A 26,424-nucleotide genomic window follows, 5' to 3' on the forward strand; every position below is an offset into this window, starting at 1 on the left:
CTTTGATTTATTCAACAAAGCCCAAAACCTTGTGAATGGGGCATTAACCTTCTTACTGATAAGTGTTTCTTATCAGATAAGGGAGTTATGATGACAAGCATTAGTACATTATACAATATTGCTGCTTGCGCAGTTGGTATGGAAAATCAGGATGAAATAAAAAAAGCTTTATCTCCCCATGGATTGCTAGAGCATATTATTAATTTTTTTACCTTTGGTGGGGTGAGAAAAAGATAATGAAGAACTTTATCATCAGATTAATGAAAATATTATAAATCTAATTGGTTCTTCAAAATTCTTGTATGATTTCACAAGCACAAGAACTATTAATTTGTATGATATTCAAGGTAATAAAGTAACCTTTACTTTGCCGAGTAATAATAATGAAGACGGTATGGTTATAGTGACCGTTAGCAATGGTAAACATGAAGTAAAAGGGGAAATTACGAGTGATAAATTTAAATGTGCACTTGCAGAAATGGTGATGTTTCAGAGGGAGAACGTGTTAAGTACCATTATGGAAGACAATGAAGATAAAACTTGCTTTACGTTAGATCAGTACTATATCGATGATGATTTTGAGGATCATTTTCGCATCTGTAATGCACGATATGGTTCTGTCGATAGTGCTATATATAAAGATCTGAACTTCCTCGACATTGAAGATGTGAACAGTATCATACAGGAGGGCGGGATTTTTTCGGCATCAAGTAAGTAGGCTTTGTTGAATAAATCGAACTTTTAGGCTGTGTCCCTTAATTGCATAACTTCTTGTAAAAGAGGCGGATGCAGCCCAGTTTAACCATCGACAGGCTTTGTTGAATAAATAGAACTTTTGGGTAATCATCGGAGCAGATCAACACAGTTGTTTCAAAATCAGGTCTCCATGGCAAAACAAAATTTTAAAATCACCAACTGGCCCTCTTATAACAAGGCCCTCAAGCAGCGCGGTTCTCTAACCGTATGGCTAGATGAATCAGCCATTGCTGCATGGACGGAAAAAAACACTACTGAACGGCGTGGACGACCGCTCCACTACTCAGATATGACCATCACCACAGTCCTGATGATGAAACGCGTGTTTGGCCTTTCATTGAGGGCTTTACAGGGCTTTGGTGACTCGATTTTTAAACTGATTAAATTGTCGCTCCATTGTCCAGACTATTCGCTGCTCAGCAAACGAGCAAAAACAGTGAACATCAGCATAAAAACGCCAACCCGTGGTGAAATCTCACATCTGGTCATTGATGGAACCGGCCTGAAGGTCTTTGGCGAAGGCGAATGGAAAGTCCGGCAGCATGGTGCCGACAGACGCAGGGTATGGCGTAAGCTGCACCTGGCAGTAGACAGTATGACGCATGAGATTATCTGTGCGGATTTGTCGCTCAGTGGTACGACTGATGCCCAAGCTCTACCGGCGCTGATAAACCAGACCCACCGGAAAATCAGAGAGGCATCGGCTGACGGCGCTTAGGATACAGTTTACTGCTATGATGCTCTGGTGAGGAAGAAAATAAGGCCGCTTATCCCGCCACGAAGGGGGGCGCAATATTGACAAGATCGCTACCACGAGCGTAACCACGCTGTTGCAAATCAGCGCATTAGCGGTAGTAACGCTATCTGGAAAAAGAAAGTGGGCTATCACCGGCGCTCAGTGGCTGAAACGGCCATGTTCCGGTTCAAAAGGCTTCTGGGTGGTTATCTAAGTCTGAGAGACTACGATGGTCAGGTGGGTGAAGCCATGGCCATGGTCAAAGCGCTTAACCTGATCACGCTATTAGGAATGCCGAACAGTATTCGCATCACGTAACAATCGACCCGTATGGGGTGCAGTCGTTACAAGTTTTGATTTATTCAACAAAGCCTTTGCTATCGTTAAAACCGTTGGTTCCAGAATGTCAGCACTGCTGAGATAAGACGAATCGAACGCCTTTCTATAGTGCGTCTTGGCCTGCTCGCTCATGCTGCATCCTCCCCGTATCTCATTCTCAGCCACAACTCGGTGGCGTATTCGTATTTTGCAAGCAGCTGAATAAATCCATCCGTGAATGTCTCAAGGGCTATTTGCTGGTCAGGGTCATTCGCCAGAATGTCAACCACGCTTTCGTCAACGCCGGTCATTCTACGAATGGCAGTAAAAATTTCATCTTGCTTTACCCGTTTATCAGCAAAAGCGTAATATGTGTTAACCACATCCAAATCGGCATCTGAGAATGTCGAGATAATTTTCTCTATCTCTCGTTGTCCTGATTCGCTGATTTTCATATCGGGTTCCCCTTCTGATTAATCGTTGCAATAAGCCACTCTAATAAGAGTTGCAGCCAGCTTTTGTTTTTGAAGCTCTGGCCCGTGACGATATTTGAGCGTTGATGTTCGATTGACCGAATCTGGTCAAATTTAATTTCAGGACGCACGATGGGTGTGCCCGCGATAGCAAGTTCCATCGTGGTTTTCCTTGATTTGGATTGATGTATAATTTTGCCAATGAATATCGACGCGGGTATAAAGAGGCAGTTCAGTGTTATCTATTATCTGTATTAGTCGCGACTAGATCTGACACTGGACCTTGAAAGGTTGAGAGTTACCGGTTTTGATATGGGTGTCTAATCCTTAAACAAAACGCGAGGTAACTCTCATGCTTCATACTAACAATCCCATTATCAAACACAAAGCCGGCCTGCTCAATCTCGCCGAAGAACTCGGTAACGTATCAAAAGCCTGCAAGAGCATGGGCGTGTCAGGCGATACATTTTACCGTTATCAGGAACTGGCTGCTGAAGGCGGCATTGATGCGCTGGTTAACCAGAACCACCGGGTTCCGAACCTGAAGAACCGCGCCGACGAAGCCACTGAACGCGCGGTTGTTGATTATGCTATTGAGTTCCCGCCCCATGGGCAGCACCGGACCAGTAATGAGCTGCGTAAAAAAGGCGTGTTTATCTCCGGCAGCGGCGTGCGCTCCATCTGGCAACGACACGACCTGGAGAACTTCCGTAAACGCCTGAAGGTGCTTGAGGAAAAGGTCGCCAGAGAAGGCATTGTCCTTACCGACGCTCAAATCGCAGCCCTGGAGAAGAAGGCGCACGATGATGAGACCTGCGGTGAAATCGAGACGGCACATCCCGGGTATCTGGGCTCGCAGGACACCTTCTACGTGGGCAATCTGAAGGGGATGGGCCGTATCTATCAGCAGACGTTCGTGGATACGTACTCGAAAGTGGCACACTGCAAGCTGTATACGAATAAAACACCGCTCACCGCCGCCGACCTGCTCAATGATCGCGTACTCCCGTTCTACGAGGCTCAGGGACTGCCGGTGCTGAGAATACTGACCGACAGGGGTACGGAGTACTGTGGTAAAGTGGAGCAGCATGATTATCAGCTTTATCTGGCTATCAACGATATCGAGCATACGAAAACGAAGGCGATGTCTCCGCAGACGAACGGCATCTGCGAGCGCTTCCATAAAACCATTTTGCAGGATTTTTATCAGGTTACGTTCGGCAAGAAGTTATATGGAGACCTGGAAAGCCTGCAGGTAGATCTGGACAACTGGTTGTGGTATTACAATAATGAGCGAACTCATCAGGGAAAAATGTGCTACGGGCGTACGCCGATGGCCACTTTACTCGATGGAAAACGGATCTGGGCAGAAAAGAATCTGAACCAGATGTAATCTGACAGACACCTGTATAAATAATCGGTAACTGTCAAATCAGGTCTGAGCTAGTACATATTAGCAAATCTGGTGTATGGCGATCAGGCTACGTTCCGCTCTGATGCTTCGTGAATCTGTTCTCCATCCTTAAATTGGACGTTGCTTACAACCAGGGTCAGCAGGTCAAATCCTCTTAGTCGGTTCCAGCTTTTCTGAGCAGACTGGAGCAGCTTAAATACCATTGACAGGGTTGTTTCTCTCGAACCACCGTTCTTCGCGCCTCTGCTTCGTAGCCTCACAGTCGCAAAAGCCGATTCAATCGGATTTGTCGTTCTTATTGACGCCCAGTGCTCTGACGGGAAGTCGTAGAATGCCAGCAGTTCTTCTCGAGCTTTCTCCAGCTTCTTCATCGCTGCAGGATACTTCGCTGAAAACCTTGCCAACAAAACATCAAAGGCTTCATTAGCGGCATCGCGGCTCTCTGCTAGCCAAACCTCCCGCAGCTCAGCCTTAACTTTCGGTTGCATGGCTTTGGGGAGTGAAGCCAACACATTAGCGGTTTTGTGCACCCAACAGCGTTGGTGCTGCGTGTCCGGGAATATCTTTGCCATTGCATTCCAAAAACCAAGGGCACCGTCTCCCGTAGCCAGCTTGGGAGATACGGTTAGGCCACGTGCTCGCAGGCCATTAAGAAGTTCGGCCCAGTTTGCTTCTGACTCTCGATAACCATCTTCGACCGCAACCAGCTCCTTACGTCCATGCTCAGTGACGCCGATAATGACCAGCAGGCAAAGGCGATCATCTTGCCTGACATGGCTGTATATGCCATCGGCCCAGAAATAAACGTAGCGCGTATCGCTTAAATCACGCAGCCAGCATTGCCTGTGCTCTTCAAGCCATTGCTGTTTCAGTCTGCTGATGGTACTGGCAGAGAGGGCATTAGCTTTTTCACCGAGCAGCGCCCTCAGGGCTTCGTGAAAATCACCGGTGGATATGCCTCGCAGGTACAGCCATGGTAGCAACTCTTCGACGCTTTTTGCAGGTTTCAGATAAGGCGGCAACAACGCGCTGTTGAAGCATATTCCGTTGCCGCTGCGATCCCTGACCTTGGGCACTTTAATTTCAACATCCCCAATACCCGTCTGTATGGTTCGCTGTGGCAAATAGCCGTTACGAACGACAGCATGACGCCCGTCGTCAAGGCGGCGTTCAGCATATTGTTGCAGCATGGCTTCGAGCTCAACCTCAACGGCGGCAGCTATCAGTTGCCTGGTACCATTACGAATGAGTTCATGCAAGGGATCACCGGCAATATCTGGTTCTGCGGAGACCTGTAGGGTAAACTTTTTCATGGGGTATCATCTCTCTGTTGTTGAAATCATCCACGAAATCAATCAGCAGGATACTCCCCCCTCCCCGAAACCCCGTACACCAGAAATGAGCATAACTCCTCCGACATTGCTCACATTGCTTCCAGTATTATTTTAGCCAGCGTTTGCTGGCTTTTTTTATCTGCAATTTATCCCTCACCGCTGGCGATATCGTATTTTTTCAACAGCCCACGCAGCTGGTGGTAGGTCAATCCCAACAGCGTTGCGGCCTTACGTTGGTTAAAACGCGCTTGAGACAATGCCTTCTCAATGAGGGCTTTTTCTTGTGTCTGCTGCCATTCACGCAGCGCCAGTGGTAAACGCGGTAGGGTAGAAGCAACGCAAACTGGAGTAACCGGTGTTTCAGCGGTGCGTTGAAATGGGTTAATAATAATGGCATCCAAGGGTTCTCCCGCCGCGCCATGGCGATAAACCGAGCGTTCAACCACGTTTTTTAGCTCCCGAACATTGCCGGGCCAAGCATAATTTAACAAGGTATCACGGGCGTGCGCAGAAAATCCGGTAAACAGAGGGAGTTTCAATTCCCGGCACATCTGAATGACGAAGTGCTCCGCCAATAACATGATGTCCTGCTGGCGTTCGCGCAGCGGGGGCAGTTGCACCACATCGAAAGCAAGTCTGTCGAGCAGATCGGCGCGAAACTTACCTGCCGTAGCGAGTGTGGGCAGATCTTCATTGGTGGCACACACCAGACGTACATCAACCTGAAGCGGTTGGCTGCCTCCCACGCGCTCCAAAACGCCATATTCGATGACGCGCAGCAATTTCTCCTGTACCAGCATTGGCGCTGTTGCTAACTCATCGAGGAACAGCGTGCCGCCGTCTGCACGCTCAAAACGCCCCAGATGACGGTGTTGCGCGCCGGTGAAGGCCCCGGCTTCATAGCCGAACAACTCTGAATCCAGCAGATTTTCATTAAGCGCCGCACAGTTCAGGGAAATAAACGGGCCTTGCCAACGTGGCGACAGGTAGTGAAGGCGGCTGGCAATCAACTCCTTACCGGTACCACGTTCGCCTAACACCAGCACCGGTTTGGTAAGCTGCGCCAATTGTGAAACTTGCTCCAGCATTTCAACAAAGCTGTTGGCTTCACCAAGGAGATTCTCCTGACCTTTTTCCATCAGATATCACCTTTTATTGTGGTTAATTTTGCTAACTATTGGCGTATTTAACTAATTTATCCAATGGTGGTCATTTGTCAAAAAATAATAATCAATAATTTCAGTCGGATAAATTTATCTCTATGTTGGCATGCATCTTGTAATAGCAAGGGGGAACGCTAAGGTTGGTCGGCATCAAGCATGACGAATCAACATCACCAACCCAGTGCATGCGCACTGTGATATGACCAAGAGGACACTGTGATGGGTATTTTTTCTCGTTTTGCTGATATCGTGAACGCGAACATCAATTCGTTACTGGACAAAGCGGAAGATCCGCAAAAACTGGTGCGCTTGATGATCCAGGAAATGGAAGAAACACTGGTAGAACTACGCTCCACCTCGGTGCTGGCGCTGGCGGAGAAAAAACAGATTGCGCGTCGTGTCGAGCAAGCTGAATCCCAACAGGGACAATGGCAGGAAAAAGCCGAACTGGCGTTGCGTAAAGACAAAGACGATCTGGCGCGTGCGGCACTGCTTGAAAAACAGAAACTTGCCGACGTGATTGCGGTGCTGACCCGTGAAGCGGAAAATCTGGACGAAACGCTGACGCGCATGAAACGCGAAATTGGTGAGTTGGAAAACAAACTCACGGAAACCCGTGTCAGCCAGCAGGCGCTTTCGCTGCGCCATCAGGCAGCTTCTTCCTCTCGCGATGTGCGCCGTCAACTCGATAGCGGTAAACTGGATGAAGCGATGGCCCGTTTCGAACAGTTCGAACGCCGCATCGATTCGATGGAGGCGGAAGCAGAGAGCGCTGGTTTCGGTAAGCAGAAATCGCTGGATCAGCAATTTGCCGAGTTGCAGGCTGATGATGAAATCAGCGCTCAGTTGGCTGAGTTAAAAGCAAAAATCAAACCGGAAACCTGATGGCGGCCAGCCTGTTGGGCCGCTCGCACCACACTAACACGCCTATCAAGGAGATATAATGAGTGCTTTGTTTCTTGCCATCCCATTGACGATTTTCATGTTGTTCGTGGCCCCGATATGGCTTTGGCTGCACTACAGTCAGCGCAAGCAACATGATGCGGCGCAAGGGGAGGCATCTTGGGGGCAAAGCGATCTCCAACGTTTGACCACGCTGTCTCAAGAAGCGAAACAGATGCGCGAGCGGATCCAGGCATTGGAAGAGATTCTGGATGCAGAACATCCCCACTGGAGGCAATCATGATAAAAGGAAAATTGAACGCGATGATGAATTCGCACGGCCGCAAGCTATACCGGTTACCGCAAGAGGGTATGATCAAAGGCGTGTGCGCCGGGCTGGCGCGCTATCTGGATGTGCCGGTAAAACTGCTGCGTATCATTGTGGTGCTGTCGCTGTTCTTTGGCCTGTTTTTCTTTACGCTGGTGGCGTATATCGTGCTGACCTTTGTCCTCGACCCGGCACCGGTGGGCACTTATGAGCACGATGATGATGCCGTGCGCCCAAGTCAAACATTGAGCGAGGCAGATGCGGTATTGCGTGACAGTGAAGCGCGTTTGCGTGACATGGAGCGCTATGTCACCTCGGAGACCTTTGCGGTACAAAGTCGTTTTCGTCAACTGTGATGTCATCTACTGGCGTATGAATCATGAGGTATAGAACAAGGAGTGACGGATTGCCCCTAAAGCAACCTTTGCATCATTTACAGCATGAATTTGGAGCCTTGGTTAATCGCAGTGTCGATCGCCAGCTGCGGTTAGCAGTTACCGGGCTGAGCCGCAGCGGTAAGACCGCATTTATCACCGGTTTTGTCAATCAACTGCTCAACGTGCATAACGGCGCGCAGCTGCCACTTTTTTCCGCGGTGCGGGAAGGGCGATTGCTTGGCGCAAAACGGGTTCCTCAGCGAAATTTGGCGGTGCCGCGCTTCGCTTATGACGAAGGCATGATGTCGCTGTTTGGCGATCCGCCGCAGTGGCCGACGCCGACACGCGGCGTCAGTGAAATCTGTCTGGCGCTGCGTTACCGCTCCAACGATTCGCTGCTGCGCCACTTTAAGGATACCTTGACGCTCTATCTGGAGATTGTCGATTATCCCAGTGAATGGATGCTGGATCTGCCATTGCTGGAGCAAAATTACCTCTCCTGGTCGCGGCAAATGCTCGGGTTGCTGCAAAGTGAGCGCGCCCTGTGGGCCAAGTCGTGGTTAGATTTGTGCGATAAGCTCGATCCACTGGCCCCCGCTGATGAAAATCTTCTGGCGGAGATTGCGCAGCGCTACACCGATTACCTACTGCGCTGCAAGCAGGAGGGGCTGCATTTTATTCAGCAGGGGCGCTTTGTGCTGCCGAGTGAATTGGCTGATGCGCCAGTTCTGCAATTTTTCCCGTGGCCGCAGGCGCAACAACTGGGAGACGTCGCGCTGGCGCAGGCGGATGAAAAAAGCACGCTCGGCATGCGGCGCCGTCGCTATGACTATTACTGTCAAACCGTAGTCAAAGGTTTTTATAAACACTACTTTTTACGTTTCGACCGCCAGATTGTGCTGGTGGATTGCTTGCAACCGCTCAACCGCGGGCTACACGCTTTTACTGATATGCGTCTGGCGCTCACGCAATTGATGCAAAGTTTCCATTATGGCAAACACACCTTGTTGCGCCGTTTATTTTCACCGTACATCGATAAACTGATGTTTGCAGCCAGTAAAGCGGACCATATTACGGCGGATCAGCATGCGAATCTGGTGTTGCTATTGCAGCAACTGGTACAGGAAGCTTGGCAGAATGCGGCTTTTGAGGGCATCAGCATGGATTGCGCAGGGCATCAAATCGGTGCATACCAGCCTGGCTGGAACAGCAGTGGATTGCGTTGGGTGGGTTGTCCGCGGGCGGTATGATAGTGGCTGCCGGTGCAGGCTCCCTGATTGCCGAGTGGCGGCGTTTGTACCGTTTGCGGGCCCGTGCCGAAGCACGCGATAAAGCCCGAGAGTTGCTCGGCAGTCACGGTATTGGGCAGGGACGCGATTTTTGTGAAAAGCTGGCGCAGCAGGCCGGGTTGGATGATGGGCATCCCGCACTCCAGCGTTGGCGTGCCTCGCTGCATGAAACACACAACGATAAAGAAGTGCTGGTACTTTACGCCAATCTGGTGCAACCGGTGCTGGATAACCGCGCCCGCCGTGAGATCAGCCGTTCGGCCGCTGAATCCACGCTGATGATTGCGGTCAGTCCGCTGGCACTGGTGGACATGGCTTTCATTGCCTGGCGCAATTTGCGTCTGATCAATCGTATCGCCGCGCTTTACTGTATTGATCTGGGCTATTTTAGTCGCATTCGCCTATTTAAATTGGTGTTGCTGAATATCGCTTTCGCCGCTGCTTCAGAGATGGTGCGTGAAATCGGCATGGACTGGATGTCGCAGGATCTGGCAGCGCGCCTTTCGGCCCGCGCTGCACAGGGAATTGGTGCGGGTTTGCTGACCGCGCGACTCGGCATTAAAGCGATGGAACTCTGTCGTCCATTGCCCTGGCTCGACGACAAGCCCCAGCTTGGGGATTTCCGGCGTGAATTGCTCGGGCAAATCAAGGCCGTGGTACAGAAAAAAACTACGCCAACGCCGCCGTAGCGCCCATGAACGCTCGAAATACCGCCAACGGGAAAAAAGATGTTGCCACCTGTCAACTTTTGCTGACAGGTAGCTTCATCCGTGGGATGGGACGCGGTATGATGCCGGAGATATCCATTCCCCTGGAAGAAGGTAGCTGTTAATGCGTCTGGAAGTCTTTTGTGAAGATCGAATTGGCCTGACGCGCGAGTTGTTAGATTTACTGGCCTCGCGCGCTATTGATTTGCGGGGTATTGAAATTGACCCCGCCGGACGGATTTACCTGAATTTTGCCACGCTTGGATTTGAAGATTTCCGTGTACTGATGGCGGAGATTCGACGTATCGAAAGCGTGCGCGATGTGCGCACCGTGGCGTTCATGCCTTCCGAGCGAGAGCAGCGTGCGATGAATGCCGTTTTGGAATCGATGCTCGAGCCGGTTTTCTCCCTCGATCTGAAAGGCAATATTGAATTGTTCAATCCGGCGATGTTGGCGCTGTTCGAACAATCGGCTGACAGCATCGGCGCGGTCACCATTAATCAGTTGATCCCCAATTACAATTTCACACGCTGGCTGGAGCGCGATGATCGCCGGTTGGAAGCGGAGCGTGTGGTGATTCGCGGGCAAGATTTCCTGTTGGAAATCACCCCGGTGTATTTGGATAATGACGCGGGCGAAAGCGTGATTGCCGGCGCGTTGGTTATGCTGAAATCGGCGGTGCGTATGGGCCGCCAGTTACAAGATCTGGCGGTTAACGATGAGAATGAATTTAATCATATCGTCGCCGTTAGCCCCAAAATGCGTCAGGTGGTTGAGCAAGGTAAAAAGCTGGCCATGCTCGATGCGCCGTTGCTGATCGTGGGTGATACTGGCACCGGTAAAGATATGCTGGCCCGTGCGTGCCATCTGCGCAGTTCTCGCGGCAAAAAGCCTTTCTTGGCGCTCAATTGCGCATCACTGCCTGAGGATGTAATGGAAAGTGAACTGTACGGCCACGCACCGGGAGCTTATCCCAATGCGCTGGAAGGCAAAAAAGGCTTCTTTGAGCAGGCCAATGGCGGTTCTGTATTGCTGGATCAGGTGGGCGAAATGTCGCCGCAAATGCAGACCAAGCTGCTGCGTTTTCTTAATGACGGCACCTTCCGTCGGGTTGGGGAAGAGCACGAGGTGCACGTTGACGTCCGAGTGATTTGCGCCACGCAAAAAAACCTGTTGGAACTGGTGCAGCGCGGTGAGTTTCGTGAAGATCTCTATTACCGGCTTAACGTGTTGATGCTTGCCTTGCCGCCGCTGCGCGAACGTCCGGCGGATATCATGGCGCTCACCGAACTGTTCGTGGCGCGTTTTGCCGATGAGCAAGGTATTGCCAGACCTCGCATTGCGCCGGAGCTGTATCATCTGCTGCCGCAGTACGGATGGCCGGGTAATGTGCGCCAGTTGAAAAACACTGTTTATCGTGCGTTGACTCAGTTGGAAGGGCGCGAACTGCGCGTGCAGGATATCGATCTGCCTTCGTTCACCCTTGATACTGTACAGAACGATGATTTGCTTGAGGGGTCACTGGACGATATCAGCAAGCGCTTTGAACGTTCAGTGCTGACCCGCCTTTATCAGGCTTATCCCAGCACGCGTAAACTGGCAAAACGTCTGGGCGTTTCCCATACTGCCATCGCCAACAAACTGCGTGAATACGGATTGAGCCAGCGTAAAGCCGCATATGAGGCGGAGGAATAATCCAACAAAAACGGCTGCCGAGGCAGCCGTTTTTTATCTGTTGAGACTTATTTCAGTGCAGCCAGCGCGGCATCATAATCAGGTTCGGTGGTGATCTCGTTCACCAACTCGCTGTACAACACGTTGTCTTGCTCATCCAATACCACCACAGCGCGCGCAGTCAGTCCGTGCAGCGGGCCAGCGGCGATAGCAACACCATAGTTATCCTTGAATTCTGCACCGCGCAGCAAAGAGAGTACCACCACGTTGTTCAGACCTTCTGCACCGCAGAAACGCGATTGTGCAAACGGCAGGTCGGCGGAGATACAGAGCACCACAGTGTTATCCAGCTCAGAAGCTAATTGGTTAAATTTGCGCACGGAAGCGGCGCAGACACCCGTATCAATACTTGGGAAGATATTCAGAATTTTACGCTTACCGGCGAACTGGGTCAGCGCGACATCGGAAAGGTCCTTGGCAACCAGTGTGAAGGCGGGAGCTTTAGCGCCTTTCTCAGAAAAGTTTCCGGCTACAGCGACAGGATTGCCTTTAAAATGCACATTTTTTGACATTTCTTTGTCCTTCAATTACAGGTGGTTAACACGGGCATCAGTGTAGGGCAACATTAGCAACATTGATATAAAAACTTTTGTTGCAACAAAGTGACACACGGGGACAGGTAGCGTTCGCTGGCGTCGTCGGCAGAAACCGCCGGCAGCTCTAAGGTGATGCACGGTAACTGACGCTCTGCGCACCAGCTGCCAAAAGAACCCGACGTGGGGTAACCAATATGCTCAACCTATGGGAATGAGAAAGCCTGTGAAAGCCATCCTGCCAGCGAAGAACGGTCCGGATCGTCAACGCAGGCAAGTGGCTCGTGGAAGGTGACAATCCAGGCTGGATCGAGACGTTCAATCAGCGAGCACAATGCCTGGGTTTCAGGCTCTGAGCCGGGATACGCGCCGGTGGAAAACTGCACGTCGCGTTCAGGCGTGGCGCTGTTCCAGCGGTAGACCGTATTGGCTTCCTGCCAGCTGGCGGTGGGAAAATTACGGTTCAGATCAACGCCATTAGCGTTGGAGCGCAGACCAAGCTGGCAGCCATCCGGATTGACGCATAGCACCAGATGCTGATGGCGTTGTCCTGGGAGTAACGTTCGCAGGGCGCAGGAGAGAACGGCGATTGACGCGGCTTCATCTCCATGCGTGCCTGCGAGAATCAGGCCGGTGTCGCTACTGATGTGCTCGGCAGGAAAGTAGAGTAACGGTGCGTCCAACGCGGATAAACCATAGCGTTCACCGGATACCTTAAGAGGTCCACGCTGGTGGCGTGGTGTCAGCAAACACCTGCTCGTCATGATGATGCCAAAGCCTTATTGTGGTCATTCATCCGAGTACTTCATCATAAAAGGTGCGATGAAAAAAGCCTTATTCGTGCCCCGTTTCGCATTGATACACACAGAGCGCTAATGCAATAAGGCGACATAGCCCACTTCCCGCTATCATGGTTGCAATACAGTGTGACTGATACCGTAACCTGATGATGGATGAGCCATCTATTGTTCCGGTGGTGTCCTTGAGTGTCCATTTTTCACTTAAAAATAGAAATGTTAGCGCCATTTATTGTCCGATCTGATCCATCTAAAACCGTTGCGATCCGTGCCTAAAACGGGTACATATCCGGGTATCTTAAGTTGGTAACGGGTATCTATGAAACTCAATGCGCGACAGATTGAAACAGCAAAACCCGGTGACAAGGATTACAAACTGCCGGATGGTGACGGGCTGTTTTTGCTGGTAAAAACCAGTGGTGCCAAATACTGGCGCTACCGTTACACCTTTGCCGGCAAGGAAAAAATGTTGGCAATCGGCGTCTACCCTGCGGTATCCCTCGCCGCTGCACGACGGAAACGCGATGAGGCCCGGCAAAATGTGGCTGCGGGCATCGATCCCGTGAAAGTAAAAAACTATGGTGCTTCGGCGGCAGCGGCGAAAACCATTACCTTTAAAGAGATTGCCATCGAATGGCATGAATTTAAAAAAAAACCGCTGCTCCCCTCGCTATGCTGCCGACATTTTAGAAGCGTTCGGCAAAGACATCTTCCCGGCGCTGGGCAATCTTGCGGTTGCGGAGATTGAGCCAGTAATGATGCTGGCGGCATTGCGTAAAGTTGAAGCACACGGCGCCACAGAGAAAACGGCCAAAACGTGGTGCTGGTGTGGTGAGGTTTTCCGCTATGCGGTGGCAACCGGACGGGCTAAGTTTAACCCTGCCGGGGAGCTGAAAAGCGCCATGGTGAAACACAAGTCTACGCGGCATCCTTTTCTGCGCGTCGACCAATTGCCGGACTTCCTCATGGCGGTGGATGGTTACACTGGCAGCGTAATAACGCGCTTGGGCTTGCAAATTCTTATGCTCTCTGGTCTACGTACGCAGGAGCTACGCTATTCACAGTGGGACTGGCTGGATCTTGATGGGGAAAAGCTGTGGTCAATACCGGCTGAGGTGATGAAGATGAGCCGACCACACATTGTACCGCTGTCATCGCAACTGATTGCCCTGTTGCGTGAACTCAAGACACTGAGCGGACGGTATAGGAATATGTTTCCCGGAAGGAATGATCCCTCAAAGGTGATGAGCAACAACACGATTAACCGGATGATAGCGACCATCGGCTATAAGGGAAGGGTAGTAGGGCATGGTTTCCGGCATACGATGAGCACAGTACTCAATGACCAGGGGTTTAACCCCGATTGGATTGAGCTGCAACTCGCACACGTGGACAAAAATGTGATTCGTGGAACCTATAACCAGGCCCTATATCTGGATGGACGGCGGGAAATGATGCAGTGGTACGCGGACTATATCGATCACTTGAGGCTGATTTAAAGAAACTGTTTTTTCCACGCTTCTATCTCGCCGCGTACCCAGCGCACGGTACGGGTGCCGAGCTTTTTTTGCTTGGGAAATTTACCATTACTGATGTGCAGGTAAATGCAGGATTTTTTTAACCCTACACTGCGTTCCACTTCTTTAATCGTTATCAGGTCGGTGTCTGAAATTATCGGTGTCATGCTCTGCCCCTTTTCTTCATGGCTTCCAGCAGGATATCCTGCACGTTGCGTTTTGAATCGCGCCGTTCCATCACCAGTTCATCTACGGTGTCGGCGGCGATAATGTGGTGAATAAATACCGGGCGGTTATGCCCCGCCTGTATCTGGCGTGTTGGCCCGATACGTTCGATAATTTGTTGGTACTGTTCCAGATCCCACCAGTGCGAGAAAAACACCAGGATGTTTCCGCCATCCTGTAAGTTAAGGCCGTGGCCTGCGCTAGCTGGATGAGCGAATAGCACCGGGATTTTACCGGCATTCCAGTCGCGCAGCGTCTGTGGATCGGAATCAAGCTGTTTACCCTTTGGAAAGGCTTTCAATAAACGGGCTAAATCGCTTTTAAAGTGGTAGGCAACCAGCACCGGCATACCGCCAGATTCGGCAATCACGCTTTCCAGCGCTTGCAACTTGGCGTCGTGGATTTCTGACCAGGTACCTTTGTCGTCGGTATAGATAGCGCCGCTGGCGATTTGCAAACACTTCACGGTTTTTGCGGCGGCGTTTGGCGCTTCAATGCCGTCACCATCCAGTTCCAGAAACATTTCCTTTTCCATTTCCTGATACTGCTGGCGTGCCTTGGGCGGCATCTCCACGCGGATCACGTTATGGATCGGTTCCTCAATATAGCCAACCGACTTAAAAATGATTACAGCCAATGCCCTGATATGTGGCAAAAAATACAGCTAATTGTTATCAAAATAATGTCGCTTGGCTATAACTCGCCAGATATTGGCGGGCGAAGAAACAAATGAATCCCTGTTTGCACTGATTTATGAACTCGACGACGAAAGCGAAGTAGACGACCCGGCGCAGTGGGTAAAAGCCAATCCCAATTTGGGTGTGTCCGTCGATAAGGCGGCGCTGGTTGACACGATACAGAAAGCGCGAGGCATCCCCTCGCAGTGGGCATAGGTATCTACACATCTTTTGCAATATCTGCTATTACGTTGCTGCATGATCTCAACTTATCCATCGGCGAGATTGATGCCCGCCTTAACCGGCGTTATCAGCGTCTGGTTAAGCAACACATGACTCCCGCAGCACCATTGGCGTCAGCCGTTAAAGACCTTGCCTGCGCGCAGAAAACAACATTCGCCACTACTCAGGCCGTTTGGCGTTTTTTAATAATGAACGTATTAGCTTCAGTCAGCTCAATGAACCGATTATTTCGCTGGCTCTCCGGCAGGTTGCACTTAGCCCGCATCCATACGCTCCCGTCGTTCACGACTGGTCTCATTTACAGTTTCGTACCCACAATGGGAAAGAAGAACGTTTGAAAATGACGCATGGTGGCGACGTCGGTTATGAACTACAAACCCGCCTACTGGTTGATGCTGCAAATGGTTTACCAATAGCGCCCCTGTCTCAAACTCTAACCGATAGGGCGGGTTGTCGTTCAACGCTAACCGAGGGCTTGTCTGAGAGTCTGACTCATATGGATGCTTTGACGGCTGATATCGCCCGCGTTGAGTCTCTTGATACCGGGAAGAAGTTAGTTCATCTCATTGACCGTGAAGGTGACTCTATCGGGCATATGCGCACATTAAGCTCCCAGGGAATATGTTGGCTTATCCGGGGAAAGGAAGGGTATCGGGCCGAGTGGGGCGGTGACACCCGTAAAATTGGTGAAATTGCAGACGATCTGCCATTTATCGCAAACGGACAGGTTGGCTGGAAAGGGAAAAAAGCCAATATGGAGATCGGGGAAACATCCGTGATCATAACGCGAACAGCAAAAGCGAAGCGGAAAGACAAGAACACCGGACGGCGAGTGAAAGTTCAGCCAGGCGTAGCTCTGACACTCAGATTAGTTGTGGTTCGCCTTACCGATACTCACGGTAAATTTATCGGACGCTGGACGCTGCTCACAAACGTTAGCAACGAGCTCACCAGCGCGGAAGTCGCTCGCTGGTATTACTGGCGCTGGGGTATTGAATCCTTTTTTAAGCTGCTGAAAGGTGCCGGTCATGATGTAGAAAAATGGCTTCAGCGCAGTGCTGGTGCCCTGCTACGCAGGTTATTGATAGCTAGCATGGCATGTGTGCTGGTATGGCGGCTGTAACGCGCTGAAGGAGAGGACAATGCGGCAGCCCGTCAGTTAATTTGCCGATTATCCGGACGACAACAAAAACGAGGGCGTAAAGAAAGCGCCCCAGCGCTGCTTGCCGGACTATCCATCCTGCTAAATACCTTGACGTTATTAGCAGACTATACCCCGGAAGAACTTGCCCACTTAGCTATGGTGGTTTTTAACCCTTTATGATGTGTAGATATAGCTAAACGACATTATTTTGATAACAGCCAGCTATGCTTTTTTGCCGCATATCAGGGTATCTGTTGTAGTCATTTTTAAGTCGGTTGGCTATACCTATGCGCAGTGGGTAGAGATGCTGACCAAACGCTTTAATCTCTGGTGCCAAGGGGCTACGCCGTGGATGGGAACGGGCGCGTGGGACGCCTGTAAAGCCGATCACAGCGAGGATGACCTTAGGGGGCGGGATTGCTATGCCGGACTGGATTTGTCGTCTACAGGCGATATCAGCAGCGTCTGCTACGCCTTCCCCGGTGAAAATGAAATCTTGCTGCTCACTCGCTATTACCTGCCGGAAGCGCAGTTACAGAACGTCGCCAACAAGAACCGGGCTATCTATCGCCAGTGGGCCAAAGCTGGCTGGATACGCACCACGAAGGGGGATTGCATCGACTATGACCGCATCCGGGATGACATTCTCAAGGACAGTGAGCAATTCACTATCCCGCTGATTGGCTTTGATACATGGAATGCTACCCACCTGAGAACCCAGCTACAGGGCGCGGGACTGGATGTAGAGCCGTTCCCGCAAACCTATATGCGGTTCAGTCCGGTGGTGAAGTCAGCCGAGGTATTCGTTAACCGCCAGATTATCCGGCACAACGGCGATCCGGTGCTGGCATGGGCGATGGAGAGTGACGCCAACGCCAATATCAAGCCGAACAAGAAGAAGTCCGCCAACAAGATTGACCCTGCGATAGCGTTCCTGATGGCGTTCGGGACACTACAGGCCGAGCATGAGGAATTTGCCTACTCGTTGAGCGATGAGCAACAGCAACGGCTTGCAGAATTCAGCGGGGTGTGAGATTAAAGAGGCTGAATTTAGCTAAGGATTATGATGATGGTTGAATTTTCAGGAAAGGATTTGTATCAAATAAAGATCACATTAGTTGACAGTAAACCACTTATTTGGCGACGTTTGATTGTTCCGAAGACAATCCCTCTTGATGAACTACACATGGTTATACAATTAGCTATGGGGTGGACAAATAGCCACATGTACGGATTTGATGATAACGAAGACTTTCGGTATGGTGAGTTCTTAGATGATTTTGATGAAAAATTTATGCGCGATAGCAAGGGAGTTCAGTTGAAAAAGATCTTGCGTAATCAAGGGGATAAAATATTCTATACATATGATTTTGGAGATAATTGGGATCATGTTATTTGGCTTGAAGAATCATCATTGCCTGATCAGGAATTACCCCATCTCCCCATCTGTATAAAGGGAGCGGAAACTTGTCCGGCTGAAGACTCCGCTGGAGTTTGGGGGTACTACCAAAAGCTTGAAGATATTCAGGATGTTAACAATCCAGAGCGAGAAGAATTACACGAGTGGTTGATGGTTGACATAGCCGAACGAGCTTATGACCTTAAAATCATCAATCAGCGTTTGATTGATTTATATTCTTAACATGCGCATGGGGTATGTGCAGATAACCTATTGAATGTTAATTCTGATTGGGGATTTGTGCGGACCGATGCCGGAATCCCTGTGTCGCTCAAACTTTGTGCGTCGCTAAAAGACACGCGCAAAACCAGCGGAGCCAGAGGGGGCTTGCGCCCAGATAACCTGTTGAATACCAATGCCGATTTCGGATTTGTGCAGCTAGCTTGTAGAAAGTGATACCTAGTAAATGGGATAGGCATTTACAACAGTGGGATAAGTGGATTTCAGTAACACAATGATTTTAAAGGTTAATATTGAGATTATCCCGATATCCCACCATGTTTTGTATTAAATAAAGGCTTTGTTGAATAAACATATTTTATGCTGCACCACTGGTGAAACGACAGATCCTCGCAACGCAAAATCATGCAGTTAGGCCTCATAAGAAAACTGTAAACCTGAGGTGACAAGCATTTTCTACCAAAACTTGCTGGAAAAACAGCATGACTCACTATTATTCAACAAGGCCTTAAATAAAGAGAATTTTTTCGATGCCTCGGCACGTCAGCCAAAGGAAAAGCCTCCTCTCTGGCTGGCCTACCTTCCCCGTCATCTGTGATTGGCACGTCCATTTTGCCGAAAAAGTTGTCTCTAGTTGCTCTAATGCTTGCGCGGTTTTATCACGAGTTTTGAGTGCCATTATGTATAACAGGATGTCATTTTATATCTGACATTTAATCTTAAGTAATTATTTTTATTTGTTATTTATTTTAATGTGGCTTTCTACAAGGGTCAGCAGGTCAAATCCTCTTAGTCGGTTCCAGCTTTTCTGAGCAGACTGGAGCAACTTAAATACCATTGACAGGGTTGTTTCTCTCGAACCACCGTTCTTCGCGCCTCTGCTTCGTAGCCTCACAGTCGCAAAAGCCGATTCAATCGGATTTGTCGTTCTTATTGACGCCCAGTGCTCTGACGGGAAGTCGTAGAAAGCCAGCAGTTCTTCTCGAGCTTTCTCCAGCTTCTTCATCGCTGCAGGATACTTCGCTGAAAACCTTGCCAACAAAACATCAAAGGCTTCATTAGCGGCATCGCGGCTCTCTGCTAGCCAAACCTCCCGCAGCTCAGCCTTAACTTTCGGTTGCATGGCTTTGGGGAGTGAAGCCAACACATTAGCGGTTTTGTGCACCCAACAGCGTTGGTGCTGCGTGTCCAAGAATATCTTTGCCATTGCATTCCAAAAACCAAGGGCACCGTCTCCCGTAGCCAGCTTGGGAGATACGGTTAGGCCGCGTGCTCGCAGGCCATTAAGAAGTTCGGCCCAGTTTGCTTCTGACTCTCGATAACCATCTTCGACCGCAACCAGCTCCTTACGTCCATGCTCAGTGACGCCGATAATGACCAGCAGGCAAAGGCGATCATCTTGCCTGACATGGCTGTATATGCCATCGGCCCAGAAATAAACGTAGCGCGTATCGCTTAAATCACGCAGGCACCATTGCCTGTGCTCTTCAAGCCATTGCTGTTTCAGTCTGCTGATGGTACTGGCAGAGAGGCCATTAGCTTTTTCACCGAGAAGCGCCCTCAGGGCTTCGTGAAAATCACCGGTGGATATGCCTCGCAGGTACAGCCATGGTAGCAACTCTTCGACGCTTTTTGCACGTTTCAGATAAGGCGGCAACAACGCGCTGTTGAAGCATATTCCGTTGCCGCTGCGATCCCTGACCTTAGGTACTTTATAGATAAACGACTTAATTTTGATTGCATTATTTAAATGAGCTATTCAATTGATTTTAGACGTAAAGTGATATCTACACGGGAAGAAGAAGGGTTGATTATCCGAGAAACAGAGAAGCAATTTCGGATTGGCCCTGCCTCTGTATCGCGTTGGATTAATCAAATAGCGTCAAAAGCATCGACCACGCGTCAGCGAAAGAGCGATAAATCCGAGTTGATAAAAGATGTTGAACCATATCCAGATGATTACCAAAAAGAACGTGCAGAGCGTTTTGGCGTTTGTCAGAAGGCCATTTGGCAAGCTCTTAAAAAGCTGGGATTGACCTATAAAAAAACGCTACGTCATCCGAAAGCCGACGAAAGCGCCCGGCAAGCATTTCAACAAAAAATACAACAGTATGAAAAAGAAGGAAAACCTATTGTTTTTATTGATGAAAGTGGTTTTCCACACGATAGGAGCCTGTTTAAGATTTTGTGTAAATGCCTTTCCTCAGAAGTGACCGTCAAGACGGTCACCGAACTCGATAATAAAGCGACCCATTGCCATACGCCAGTCCTGTAAGGGCATCGTCCATTTCTGTGATGCCGCCTGGATTGCCAGCCATACGACCTTCTTCACCGAGTCATCAGTCGGGAACACCTTGCGTTTCTTGATTGCATGCCGGAGCACGCTGTTCAGTGATTCTATAGCGTTCGTCGTGTAGATTACCTTGCGAAGTTCCTGCGGGTACGAGAAGAATGTCGACAGGTTGGCCCAGTTTGACTGCCAGCTCCGGCTTATCTGCGGATAGCGGTGATCCCATGTCCCACCGAACGTCTCCAGCGCCTGAAGCGCGGCCTCTTCGGTTGGAGCCTGATATAGCCAAGCGACATTATTTTGATAACAATTAGCTGTATTTTTTCCCACATATCAGGGCATTGGCTGTAATCATTTTTAAGTCGGTTGGCTATACACTGCTTTGAGGTCGCGTGTTACCGCCTTATAGTCCTTCCAGGCAACGAAGCGCAGACTGTTGCGCACCATGTGCACGATGAACAACTGGATGCGGGCTTCCGGGTAGACCGTGTTGATGGCATCCAGGAACCCTTTCAGGCCGTCCACACAGCCAATGAGGATGTCGGTCAGGCCACGGTTTTTCAGTTCTGTCAGCACGTTCAGCCAGAACTTTGCGCCTTCATTTTCGGCCAGCCACATCCCCAGTAGCTCTTTCTGGCCTTCGATATTGATACCCAGCGCCAGGAACACAGACTTATTGATAACGCGGCTGTCCTGCCGGACTTTCAGAACGATACAGTCAAGGTAAACAATGGGATAAACCGCATCCAGGGGGCGATTTTGCCATTCAACAACCTGCTCCATAACGGCATCGGTGACCTTCGATACCAGGGCGGGTGAGACATCCGCGTCATACAGCTCTTTGAACACAGCGGCAATTTCGCGGGTGGTCATCCCTTTGGCATACAACGATAAAATCTGCTTATCCATCCCGGTGAGCCGGATCTGGTTTTTCTTCACCAGTTGCGGTTCAAAGGAAGCATCACGATCACGTGGTGTACGCAGTTCCAGTGGACCATCGCCGGTGGTATAGGCAACCGACTTAAAAATGATTACAGCCAATGCCCTGATATGTGGGAAAAAATACAGCTAATTGTTATCAAAATAATGTCGCTTGGCTATAACAGTCTTTGTGGAGTAGCCATTGCACGTGTTAGTTCCAGATTTGGACTGGTGCTTCTCATGCCCGAGGTGATGGGTCATTTCAGCATTAAGGGCAGCTTCAACGCTGATCTTTTTCAGCAGGCGATCAAACTGGTTGAGATCGTCAGGGGTTTTGAGATTTTTGGCCAGCTCGTTAGCCAGAGCCTGTAACTGTTTTTCGTCCATAAAGTAACCTGCTTTTGATGTTGGATTGAACATATCAAAAGCAGGCAATTACACAATCTCGTGTACAGGCTCCAATTTAGCCCCGTGAAATAAGCATTAATGATTTATTTATCATTAATTCATTGTTATTTTCATGCTTTTTAAGCAAGGATATTATCCTGTTTGTTTCGTTATAATTAATTTCATTACATATCTCCTTGTTCTTCTGTTCTATTTTACTATTTAAATAGTTTTCTATTAAAGTAATTGACTTTTGCATGCTGTCATTGTCAGCTGACTTAGGGCGTAACTCCAAGAAGGATATATGATTGGAAATACTGAAACTGTCCTTCTGTACCCCCTCCTTCAGAATGTCTGCAGCGCTGCTGCTGAGCAGTTTGTGCACTGTCGAACGGAGCTCGGCTACCATACGGCTTTCAAATGTGGCAAGCGCGTTTTTTAGCGCTGGCGTATCTAGCCCTTGGCCACTGATAACCTTGCTGATAGTGTTAGTGACACTGCTAACAAAGTCAGACAGAGCGGCCGTTATTGGTCCCCTAACATCGGCAATAGCCGAGCTGATATCGCTTTCGAGCTTTTTCAGCAGATCCGGTGGGAGGAGCCCCTCAAAGCTTTTGCTAATCTCCTTGCCCAGATCGGAGAATAACTTACCAGCATACTGTTCCCCCTCCTTCAGCAGGTCCGCGGCGCTGCTGCTGAGCAGTTTTTGCACTGTCGAACGGAGCTCGGCTACCATACGGCTTTCAAATGTGGCAAGCGCGTTTTTTAGCGCTGGCGTATCTAGCCCTTGGCCACTGATAACCTTGCTGATAGTGTTAGCGACACTGCTAACAAAGTCAGACAGAGCGGCCGTCATTGGTCCCCTAACATTGGCAATAGTCGAGCTGATATCGCTTTCGAGCTTTTTCAGCAGATCCGGTGGGAGGAGCCCCTCAAAGCTTTTGCTAATCTCCTTGCCCAGATCGGAGAATAACTTACCAGCATACTGTTCCCCCTCCTTCAGCAGGTCCGCGGCGCTGCTGCTGAGCAGTTTTTGCACTGTCGAACGGAGCTCGGCTACCATACGGCTTTCAAATGTGGCAAGCGCGTTTTTTAGCGCTGGCGTATCTAGCCCTTGGCCACTGATAACCTTGCTGATAGTGTTAGCGACACTGCTAACAAAGTCAGACAGAGCGGCCGTCATTGGTCCCCTAACATTGGCAATAGTCGAGCTGATATCGCTTTCGAGCTTTTTCAGCAGATCCGGTGGGAGGAGCCCCTCAAAGCTTTTGCTAATCTCCTTGCCCAGATCGGAGAATAACTTACCAGCATACTGTTCCCCCTCCTTCAGCAGGTCCGCGGCGCTGCTGCTGAGCAGTTTTTGCACTGTCGAACGGAGCTCGGCTACCATACGGCTTTCAAATGTGGCAAGCGCGTTTTTTAGCGCTGGCGTATCTAGCCCTTGGCCACTGATAACCTTGCTGATAGTGTTAGCGACACTGCTAACAAAGTCAGACAGAGCGGCCGTCATTGGTCCCCTAACATTGGCAATAGTCGAGCTGATATCGCTTTCGAGCTTTTTCAGCAGATCCGGTGGGAGGAGCCCCTCAAAGCTTTTGCTAATCTCCTTGCCCAGATCGGAGAATAACTTACCAGCATACTGTTCCCCCTCCTTCAGCAGGTCCGCGGCGCTGCTGCTGAGCAGTTTTTGCACTGTCGAACGGAGCTCGGCTACCATACGGCTTTCAAATGTGGCAAGCGCGTTTTTTAGCGCTGGCGTATCTAGCCCTTGGCCACTGATAACCTTGCTGATAGTGTTAGTGACACTGCTAACAAAGTCAGACAGAGCGGCCGTCATTGGTCCCCTAACATCGGCAATAGCCGAGCTGATATCGCTTTCGAGTTTTTTCAGCAGATCCGGTGGGAGGAGCCCCTCAAAGCTTTTGCTAATCTCCTTGCCCAGATCGGAGAATAACTTACCAGCATACTGTTCCCCCTCCTTCAGCAGGTCCGCGGCGCTGCTGCTGAGCAGTTTTTGCACTGTCGAACGGAGCTCGGCTACCATACGGCTTTCAAATGTGGCAAGCGCGTTTTTTAGCGCTGGCGTATCTAGCCCTTGGCCACTGATAACCTTGCTGATAGTGTTAGTGACACTGCTAACAAAGTCAGACAGAGCGGCCGTCATTGGTCCCCTAACATTGGCAATAGCCGAGCTGATATCGCTTTCGAGTTTTTTCAGCAGATCCGGTGGGAGGAGTCCCTCAAAGTTTTTGCTAATCTCCTTGCCCAGATCGGAGAATAACTTACCAGCATACTGTTCCCCCTCCTTCAGCAGTGCTGAGGCGGTCATATTAATCAATTCTGAAATGTCTTTTCCCAGGTCAAATCTTTTTTCTATAACATTAACCAGTGAAGAGAATAGCTTAATCAGGTTTTTATTATCTGAAATAATATCACATTTTATTAATTTCAATGATGAAACAAAGAAAGCGACTGTAATGATTTCAGATAAATCTTTTGCAATAATTCTAGCCTGATTTTCTTTAATTCCAAAGTGAGTTAAAGTGTCTAAAATAGTATTATTTATTTTTTCAATAAACGGACTTACAATTTTATCATATAATTCTTTTTCAATATTCTTTATAAAAGATTTTCCTGTTGCTAATTTATAAATTCCATCTACGGCATCTATTGCCGCTAAAACGATACCGATACCGGGAGAGCCTAACAGTAAAAAAGATATAATATCTTCTATCAACGGTGATATATCAGAGATAAAGTTAAACGCCTTCTGAACATATCCATAAATTCCTGTTTTATGATCATCAAGAATATTTTCTTGTCTTAAGATACTTAATATTTTCCCCTTCTGCTCTATTTCCATGATTTTTGAACTTGAAATCAAATTATTCATCAATAACATGATGTAAAAATAGCTTCTTTCTTTTTTATTATCTCTGATTGATGATGTTTTTCTGTAAGAAATAGTATCGCAATTTTTATTTATCGCCACATTATCTATGTGGCCATTTTCTTTTATGATGGAATTATTTTTATTTGCTATGATTGATAATGTTTTGACTATCTGCGTTATATCCTTTTGCTGATTTCCTTTTTTTTTAGGTTCCACTAGCATCGGAACATCGGGTTTTAATAAAGTTTTTGATTTGAGGTTATGAGAAATTATATGTGGAGTGACAATATCTTTAACATCATGCAATGTTTTTTTTAAAGTAATATTTTCTGTGTTTACAATATTATCATGATTATAGCGTTTGCGATTGTTTATGTATATTGAATTGTTTATCATTTTTCACTACCTCTGAATAGGAATAAGTAAATTACTAATTTTTGATTATGCGTTAAGTATGTTGCCATTTGGGCACTTAGTCAGTGCTCGAAATATTCACGTACTCTGTGTACGCTCCGGTTTCTGCAAGCTATCCGTGACCAAACTGATAGCTCCAATTAGGCCTACTGGGATAGGCTCTAAAAGATAAATTTCTTTAGTGCGCTGATTAGCGGCGACAACACGAAAGTTTAACTCATTCAATAAAACTTCTCTCCGTCAGCTGACAAAAAACAATTACCATAACAACTTACTCAAGTGATAAAGATGTTGATGATAATCATAGCAAAATTCATTCAGAAGAATAAGAAAAATATGCTTAGATTAACACGTAATTAATTTATTTAGTTGGTTTTTGCAAAAATGGAGATACAGGAAATATATTTTTGCAAAATGAACGAAGCAGCCTAGCGGCTGCAAATCGGTATCGGTTACACTGTCGCTCGTTTTGATACCCCCTGAGAGCGCACTATCCACAGGGCTTTGTTGAATAAATCAGAACTTGTAACGACTGCGCCCCATACGGGTCGATTGTTACGTGATGCGAATACTGTTCGGCATTCCTAATAGCGTGATCAGGTTAAGCGCTTTGACCATGGCCATGGCTTCACCCACCTGACCATCGTAGTCTCTCAGACTTAGATGACCACCCAGAAGCCTTTTGAACCGGAACATGGCCGTTTCAGCCACTGAGCGCCGGTGATAGCCCACTTTCTTTTTCCAGATATCGTTACTACCGCTAATGCGCTGATTTGCAACAGCGGGGTTACGCTCGTGGTAGCGATCTTGCCAATATTACGCCCCCCTTCGTGGCGGGATAAGCGGCCTTATTTTCTTCCTCAGCAGAGCATCATAGCAGTAAACTGTATCGTAAGCGCCGTCAGCCGATGCCTCTCTGATTTTCCGGTGGGTCTGGTTTATCAGCGCCGGTAGAGCTTGGGCATCAGTCGTACCACTGAGCGACAAATCCGCACAGATAATCTCATGCGTCACACTGTCTACTGCCAGGTGCAGCTTACGCCATACCCTGCGTCTGTCGGCACCATGCTGCCGGACTTTCCATTCGCCTTCGCCAAAGACCTTCAGGCCGGTTCCATCAATGACCAGATGTGAGATTTCACCACGGGTTGGCGTTTTTATGGGCTTTGTTGAATAAATAGAACTTTTGGGTAATCATCGGAGCAGATCAACACAGTTGTTTCAAAATCAGG

The 26,424-nt window shown here is 48.8% G+C and carries 19 protein-coding genes and 12 pseudogenes; 18 read left to right on the forward strand and 13 right to left on the reverse strand.

Features of this window, described 5'->3' with window-relative positions; all coding sequences use genetic code 11:
- The first annotated feature begins 87 nt into the window (after positions 1 to 87).
- From ACD630_RS14945 to ACD630_RS14955, 3 genes and pseudogenes are all read left to right on the forward strand, one after another.
- Positions 88 to 237, forward strand: coding sequence for a hypothetical protein (locus ACD630_RS14945; RefSeq protein ID WP_430359522.1), 150 nt, complete (start codon positions 88 to 90; stop codon positions 235 to 237).
- Positions 238 to 280: 43 nt separating this feature from the next.
- The gene (locus ACD630_RS14950; RefSeq protein WP_430360065.1) at positions 281 to 718 is read left to right on the forward strand and encodes a hypothetical protein; all 438 of its coding nucleotides are present in this window, start codon (positions 281 to 283) and stop codon (positions 716 to 718) included.
- 168 nt (positions 719 to 886) lie between these two features.
- Positions 887 to 1,810 (forward strand): annotated as a pseudogene (locus ACD630_RS14955) (IS5 family transposase).
- A gap of 33 nt (positions 1,811 to 1,843) precedes the next feature.
- On the opposite strand, the pseudogene ACD630_RS14960 reads toward ACD630_RS14955, so the two are convergent.
- The 3 genes and pseudogenes from ACD630_RS14960 to ACD630_RS14970 form a co-directional block, all read right to left on the reverse strand.
- Positions 1,844 to 1,963, reverse strand: a pseudogene (locus tag ACD630_RS14960) (hypothetical protein); the annotation flags it as partial.
- Positions 1,960 to 2,265, reverse strand: coding sequence for a hypothetical protein (locus ACD630_RS14965; RefSeq protein WP_430359523.1), 306 nt, complete (start codon positions 2,263 to 2,265; stop codon positions 1,960 to 1,962). The gene ACD630_RS14965 and the pseudogene ACD630_RS14960, both read right to left, overlap by 4 nt.
- Positions 2,262 to 2,444 carry a hypothetical protein gene (locus ACD630_RS14970; protein WP_430359524.1) on the reverse strand — a complete coding sequence of 61 codons (183 nt, stop codon included), beginning with the start codon at positions 2,442 to 2,444 and terminating at the stop codon, positions 2,262 to 2,264. Before ACD630_RS14970 ends, ACD630_RS14965 begins: the two co-directional genes overlap by 4 nt.
- Before the next feature lie 191 nt (positions 2,445 to 2,635).
- On the opposite strand from ACD630_RS14970, the gene ACD630_RS14975 reads away from it, so the two are divergent.
- Positions 2,636 to 3,676 (forward strand): IS481 family transposase, encoded by a 1,041-nt coding sequence (locus ACD630_RS14975; RefSeq protein WP_430359525.1) that lies wholly within the window; start codon positions 2,636 to 2,638, stop codon positions 3,674 to 3,676.
- Between the two features lie 83 nt (positions 3,677 to 3,759).
- Here ACD630_RS14975 and ACD630_RS14980 read toward each other — a convergent pair whose 3' ends face one another.
- Positions 3,760 to 5,010 (reverse strand): IS256 family transposase, encoded by a 1,251-nt coding sequence (locus ACD630_RS14980; protein WP_430359526.1) that lies wholly within the window; start codon positions 5,008 to 5,010, stop codon positions 3,760 to 3,762.
- 167 nt (positions 5,011 to 5,177) lie between these two features.
- Entirely contained in the window at positions 5,178 to 6,170 is a 993-nt protein-coding gene (gene pspF, locus ACD630_RS14985; RefSeq protein WP_430359527.1) for a phage shock protein operon transcriptional activator, read from the reverse strand.
- 243 nt (positions 6,171 to 6,413) lie between these two features.
- On the opposite strand from pspF, the gene pspA reads away from it, so the two are divergent.
- The 6 genes and pseudogenes from pspA (at position 6,414) to tyrR (ending at position 11,473) form a co-directional block, all read left to right on the forward strand.
- Positions 6,414 to 7,079 (forward strand): phage shock protein PspA, encoded by a 666-nt coding sequence (gene pspA / locus ACD630_RS14990; RefSeq protein ID WP_430359528.1) that lies wholly within the window; start codon positions 6,414 to 6,416, stop codon positions 7,077 to 7,079.
- Positions 7,080 to 7,137: 58 nt separating this feature from the next.
- Positions 7,138 to 7,380, forward strand: coding sequence for an envelope stress response membrane protein PspB (gene pspB, locus ACD630_RS14995; protein ID WP_430359529.1), 243 nt, complete (start codon positions 7,138 to 7,140; stop codon positions 7,378 to 7,380).
- A 20-nt stretch (positions 7,381 to 7,400) separates the two neighbouring features.
- Positions 7,401 to 7,760 (forward strand): envelope stress response membrane protein PspC, encoded by a 360-nt coding sequence (gene pspC / locus ACD630_RS15000; protein ID WP_430360066.1) that lies wholly within the window; start codon positions 7,401 to 7,403, stop codon positions 7,758 to 7,760.
- 68 nt (positions 7,761 to 7,828) lie between these two features.
- Positions 7,829 to 8,956, forward strand: a pseudogene (locus ACD630_RS15005) (YcjX family protein); the annotation flags it as partial.
- Positions 8,946 to 9,759, forward strand: a pseudogene (locus ACD630_RS15010) (YcjF family protein); the annotation flags it as partial. The pseudogenes ACD630_RS15005 and ACD630_RS15010, both read left to right, overlap by 11 nt.
- A gap of 142 nt (positions 9,760 to 9,901) precedes the next feature.
- Complete coding sequence (tyrR, locus tag ACD630_RS15015) at positions 9,902 to 11,473, forward strand: transcriptional regulator TyrR (protein WP_430359530.1); 1,572 nt, start codon at positions 9,902 to 9,904, stop codon at positions 11,471 to 11,473.
- Positions 11,474 to 11,520: 47 nt separating this feature from the next.
- On the opposite strand, the gene tpx is transcribed toward tyrR, so the two are convergent.
- Together tpx and mpaA are read right to left on the reverse strand one after the other, a co-directional pair.
- The gene (tpx, locus tag ACD630_RS15020; RefSeq protein ID WP_430360067.1) at positions 11,521 to 12,024 is read right to left on the reverse strand and encodes a thiol peroxidase; all 504 of its coding nucleotides are present in this window, start codon (positions 12,022 to 12,024) and stop codon (positions 11,521 to 11,523) included.
- A gap of 53 nt (positions 12,025 to 12,077) precedes the next feature.
- Positions 12,078 to 12,809, reverse strand: a pseudogene (gene mpaA, locus ACD630_RS15025) (murein tripeptide amidase MpaA).
- A gap of 352 nt (positions 12,810 to 13,161) precedes the next feature.
- Here mpaA and ACD630_RS15030 point away from each other — a divergent pair.
- Positions 13,162 to 14,341, forward strand: a pseudogene (locus tag ACD630_RS15030) (tyrosine-type recombinase/integrase).
- On the opposite strand, the gene ACD630_RS15035 reads toward ACD630_RS15030, so the two are convergent.
- Positions 14,338 to 14,526 (reverse strand): helix-turn-helix transcriptional regulator, encoded by a 189-nt coding sequence (locus ACD630_RS15035; RefSeq protein WP_430359531.1) that lies wholly within the window; start codon positions 14,524 to 14,526, stop codon positions 14,338 to 14,340. The pseudogene ACD630_RS15030 and the gene ACD630_RS15035 sit on opposite strands and share 4 nt — an antisense overlap.
- Positions 14,523 to 15,188: pseudogene (locus tag ACD630_RS15040) on the reverse strand (ATP-dependent helicase); the annotation flags it as partial. The gene ACD630_RS15035 and the pseudogene ACD630_RS15040, both read right to left, overlap by 4 nt.
- Between ACD630_RS15040 and ACD630_RS15045 the strand changes: the two are divergent.
- The 6 genes and pseudogenes from ACD630_RS15045 (at position 15,171) to ACD630_RS15070 (ending at position 18,290) form a co-directional block, all read left to right on the forward strand.
- The gene (locus ACD630_RS15045; protein WP_430359532.1) at positions 15,171 to 15,317 is read left to right on the forward strand and encodes a hypothetical protein; all 147 of its coding nucleotides are present in this window, start codon (positions 15,171 to 15,173) and stop codon (positions 15,315 to 15,317) included. The pseudogene ACD630_RS15040 and the gene ACD630_RS15045 sit on opposite strands and share 18 nt — an antisense overlap.
- Positions 15,289 to 15,471 (forward strand): annotated as a pseudogene (locus ACD630_RS15050) (terminase TerL endonuclease subunit); the annotation flags it as partial. The gene ACD630_RS15045 and the pseudogene ACD630_RS15050, both read left to right, overlap by 29 nt.
- A gap of 41 nt (positions 15,472 to 15,512) precedes the next feature.
- Positions 15,513 to 15,842: a hypothetical protein gene (locus ACD630_RS15055; RefSeq protein WP_430359533.1), complete on the forward strand. Its 330-nt coding sequence runs from the start codon at positions 15,513 to 15,515 to the stop codon at positions 15,840 to 15,842.
- A gap of 158 nt (positions 15,843 to 16,000) precedes the next feature.
- Complete coding sequence (locus ACD630_RS15060) at positions 16,001 to 16,627, forward strand: transposase (protein WP_430360068.1); 627 nt, start codon at positions 16,001 to 16,003, stop codon at positions 16,625 to 16,627.
- Positions 16,628 to 16,937: 310 nt separating this feature from the next.
- Positions 16,938 to 17,681 (forward strand): annotated as a pseudogene (locus tag ACD630_RS15065) (terminase TerL endonuclease subunit); the annotation flags it as partial.
- Positions 17,682 to 17,711: 30 nt separating this feature from the next.
- Positions 17,712 to 18,290 carry a plasmid pRiA4b ORF-3 family protein gene (locus ACD630_RS15070; RefSeq protein WP_430359534.1) on the forward strand — a complete coding sequence of 193 codons (579 nt, stop codon included), beginning with the start codon at positions 17,712 to 17,714 and terminating at the stop codon, positions 18,288 to 18,290.
- A 730-nt stretch (positions 18,291 to 19,020) separates the two neighbouring features.
- On the opposite strand, the pseudogene ACD630_RS15075 reads toward ACD630_RS15070, so the two are convergent.
- A pseudogene (locus ACD630_RS15075) lies at positions 19,021 to 20,001 on the reverse strand (IS256 family transposase); the annotation flags it as partial.
- Between the two features lie 36 nt (positions 20,002 to 20,037).
- On the opposite strand from ACD630_RS15075, the gene ACD630_RS15080 reads away from it, so the two are divergent.
- The gene (locus tag ACD630_RS15080; RefSeq protein ID WP_430359535.1) at positions 20,038 to 20,562 is read left to right on the forward strand and encodes an IS630 transposase-related protein; all 525 of its coding nucleotides are present in this window, start codon (positions 20,038 to 20,040) and stop codon (positions 20,560 to 20,562) included.
- Here ACD630_RS15080 and ACD630_RS15085 read toward each other — a convergent pair.
- The 3 genes and pseudogenes from ACD630_RS15085 to ACD630_RS15095 form a co-directional block, all read right to left on the reverse strand.
- Positions 20,491 to 21,885: pseudogene (locus tag ACD630_RS15085) on the reverse strand (IS256 family transposase). The gene ACD630_RS15080 and the pseudogene ACD630_RS15085 sit on opposite strands and share 72 nt — an antisense overlap.
- Positions 21,886 to 21,961: 76 nt before the next feature.
- Positions 21,962 to 25,174: a hypothetical protein gene (locus ACD630_RS15090; RefSeq protein ID WP_430359536.1), complete on the reverse strand. Its 3,213-nt coding sequence runs from the start codon at positions 25,172 to 25,174 to the stop codon at positions 21,962 to 21,964.
- Positions 25,175 to 25,747: 573 nt separating this feature from the next.
- Positions 25,748 to 26,353: pseudogene (locus ACD630_RS15095) on the reverse strand (IS5 family transposase); the annotation flags it as partial.
- Between the last annotated feature and the right edge of the window lie 71 nt (positions 26,354 to 26,424).

It is taken from the genome of Symbiopectobacterium sp. RP, from assembly GCF_050472005.1.
Taxonomy (GTDB): Bacteria; Pseudomonadota; Gammaproteobacteria; order Enterobacterales; family Enterobacteriaceae; genus Symbiopectobacterium.

Coding starts and splice junctions, on each gene's coding strand:
- ACD630_RS15045 (WP_430359532.1), top strand. CDS start 15,171: ATGGATCGGTTCCTCAATATAGCCAACCGACTTAAAAATGATTACAGC.
- ACD630_RS15080 (WP_430359535.1), top strand. CDS start 20,038: ATGAGCTATTCAATTGATTTTAGACGTAAAGTGATATCTACACGGGAA.
- pspC (WP_430360066.1), top strand. CDS start 7,401: ATGATGAATTCGCACGGCCGCAAGCTATACCGGTTACCGCAAGAGGGT.
- ACD630_RS15090 (WP_430359536.1), bottom strand. CDS start 25,174: ATGATAAACAATTCAATATACATAAACAATCGCAAACGCTATAATCAT.
- ACD630_RS14965 (WP_430359523.1), bottom strand. CDS start 2,265: ATGAAAATCAGCGAATCAGGACAACGAGAGATAGAGAAAATTATCTCG.
- pspB (WP_430359529.1), top strand. CDS start 7,138: ATGAGTGCTTTGTTTCTTGCCATCCCATTGACGATTTTCATGTTGTTC.
- ACD630_RS14980 (WP_430359526.1), bottom strand. CDS start 5,010: ATGAAAAAGTTTACCCTACAGGTCTCCGCAGAACCAGATATTGCCGGT.
- tpx (WP_430360067.1), bottom strand. CDS start 12,024: ATGTCAAAAAATGTGCATTTTAAAGGCAATCCTGTCGCTGTAGCCGGA.
- pspA (WP_430359528.1), top strand. CDS start 6,414: ATGGGTATTTTTTCTCGTTTTGCTGATATCGTGAACGCGAACATCAAT.
- ACD630_RS14970 (WP_430359524.1), bottom strand. CDS start 2,444: ATGGAACTTGCTATCGCGGGCACACCCATCGTGCGTCCTGAAATTAAA.
- tyrR (WP_430359530.1), top strand. CDS start 9,902: ATGCGTCTGGAAGTCTTTTGTGAAGATCGAATTGGCCTGACGCGCGAG.
- ACD630_RS15070 (WP_430359534.1), top strand. CDS start 17,712: ATGATGATGGTTGAATTTTCAGGAAAGGATTTGTATCAAATAAAGATC.
- ACD630_RS14975 (WP_430359525.1), top strand. CDS start 2,636: ATGCTTCATACTAACAATCCCATTATCAAACACAAAGCCGGCCTGCTC.
- pspF (WP_430359527.1), bottom strand. CDS start 6,170: ATGGAAAAAGGTCAGGAGAATCTCCTTGGTGAAGCCAACAGCTTTGTT.
- ACD630_RS15035 (WP_430359531.1), bottom strand. CDS start 14,526: ATGACACCGATAATTTCAGACACCGACCTGATAACGATTAAAGAAGTG.
- ACD630_RS15060 (WP_430360068.1), top strand. CDS start 16,001: ATGGATGCTTTGACGGCTGATATCGCCCGCGTTGAGTCTCTTGATACC.
- ACD630_RS14945 (WP_430359522.1), top strand. CDS start 88: ATGATGACAAGCATTAGTACATTATACAATATTGCTGCTTGCGCAGTT.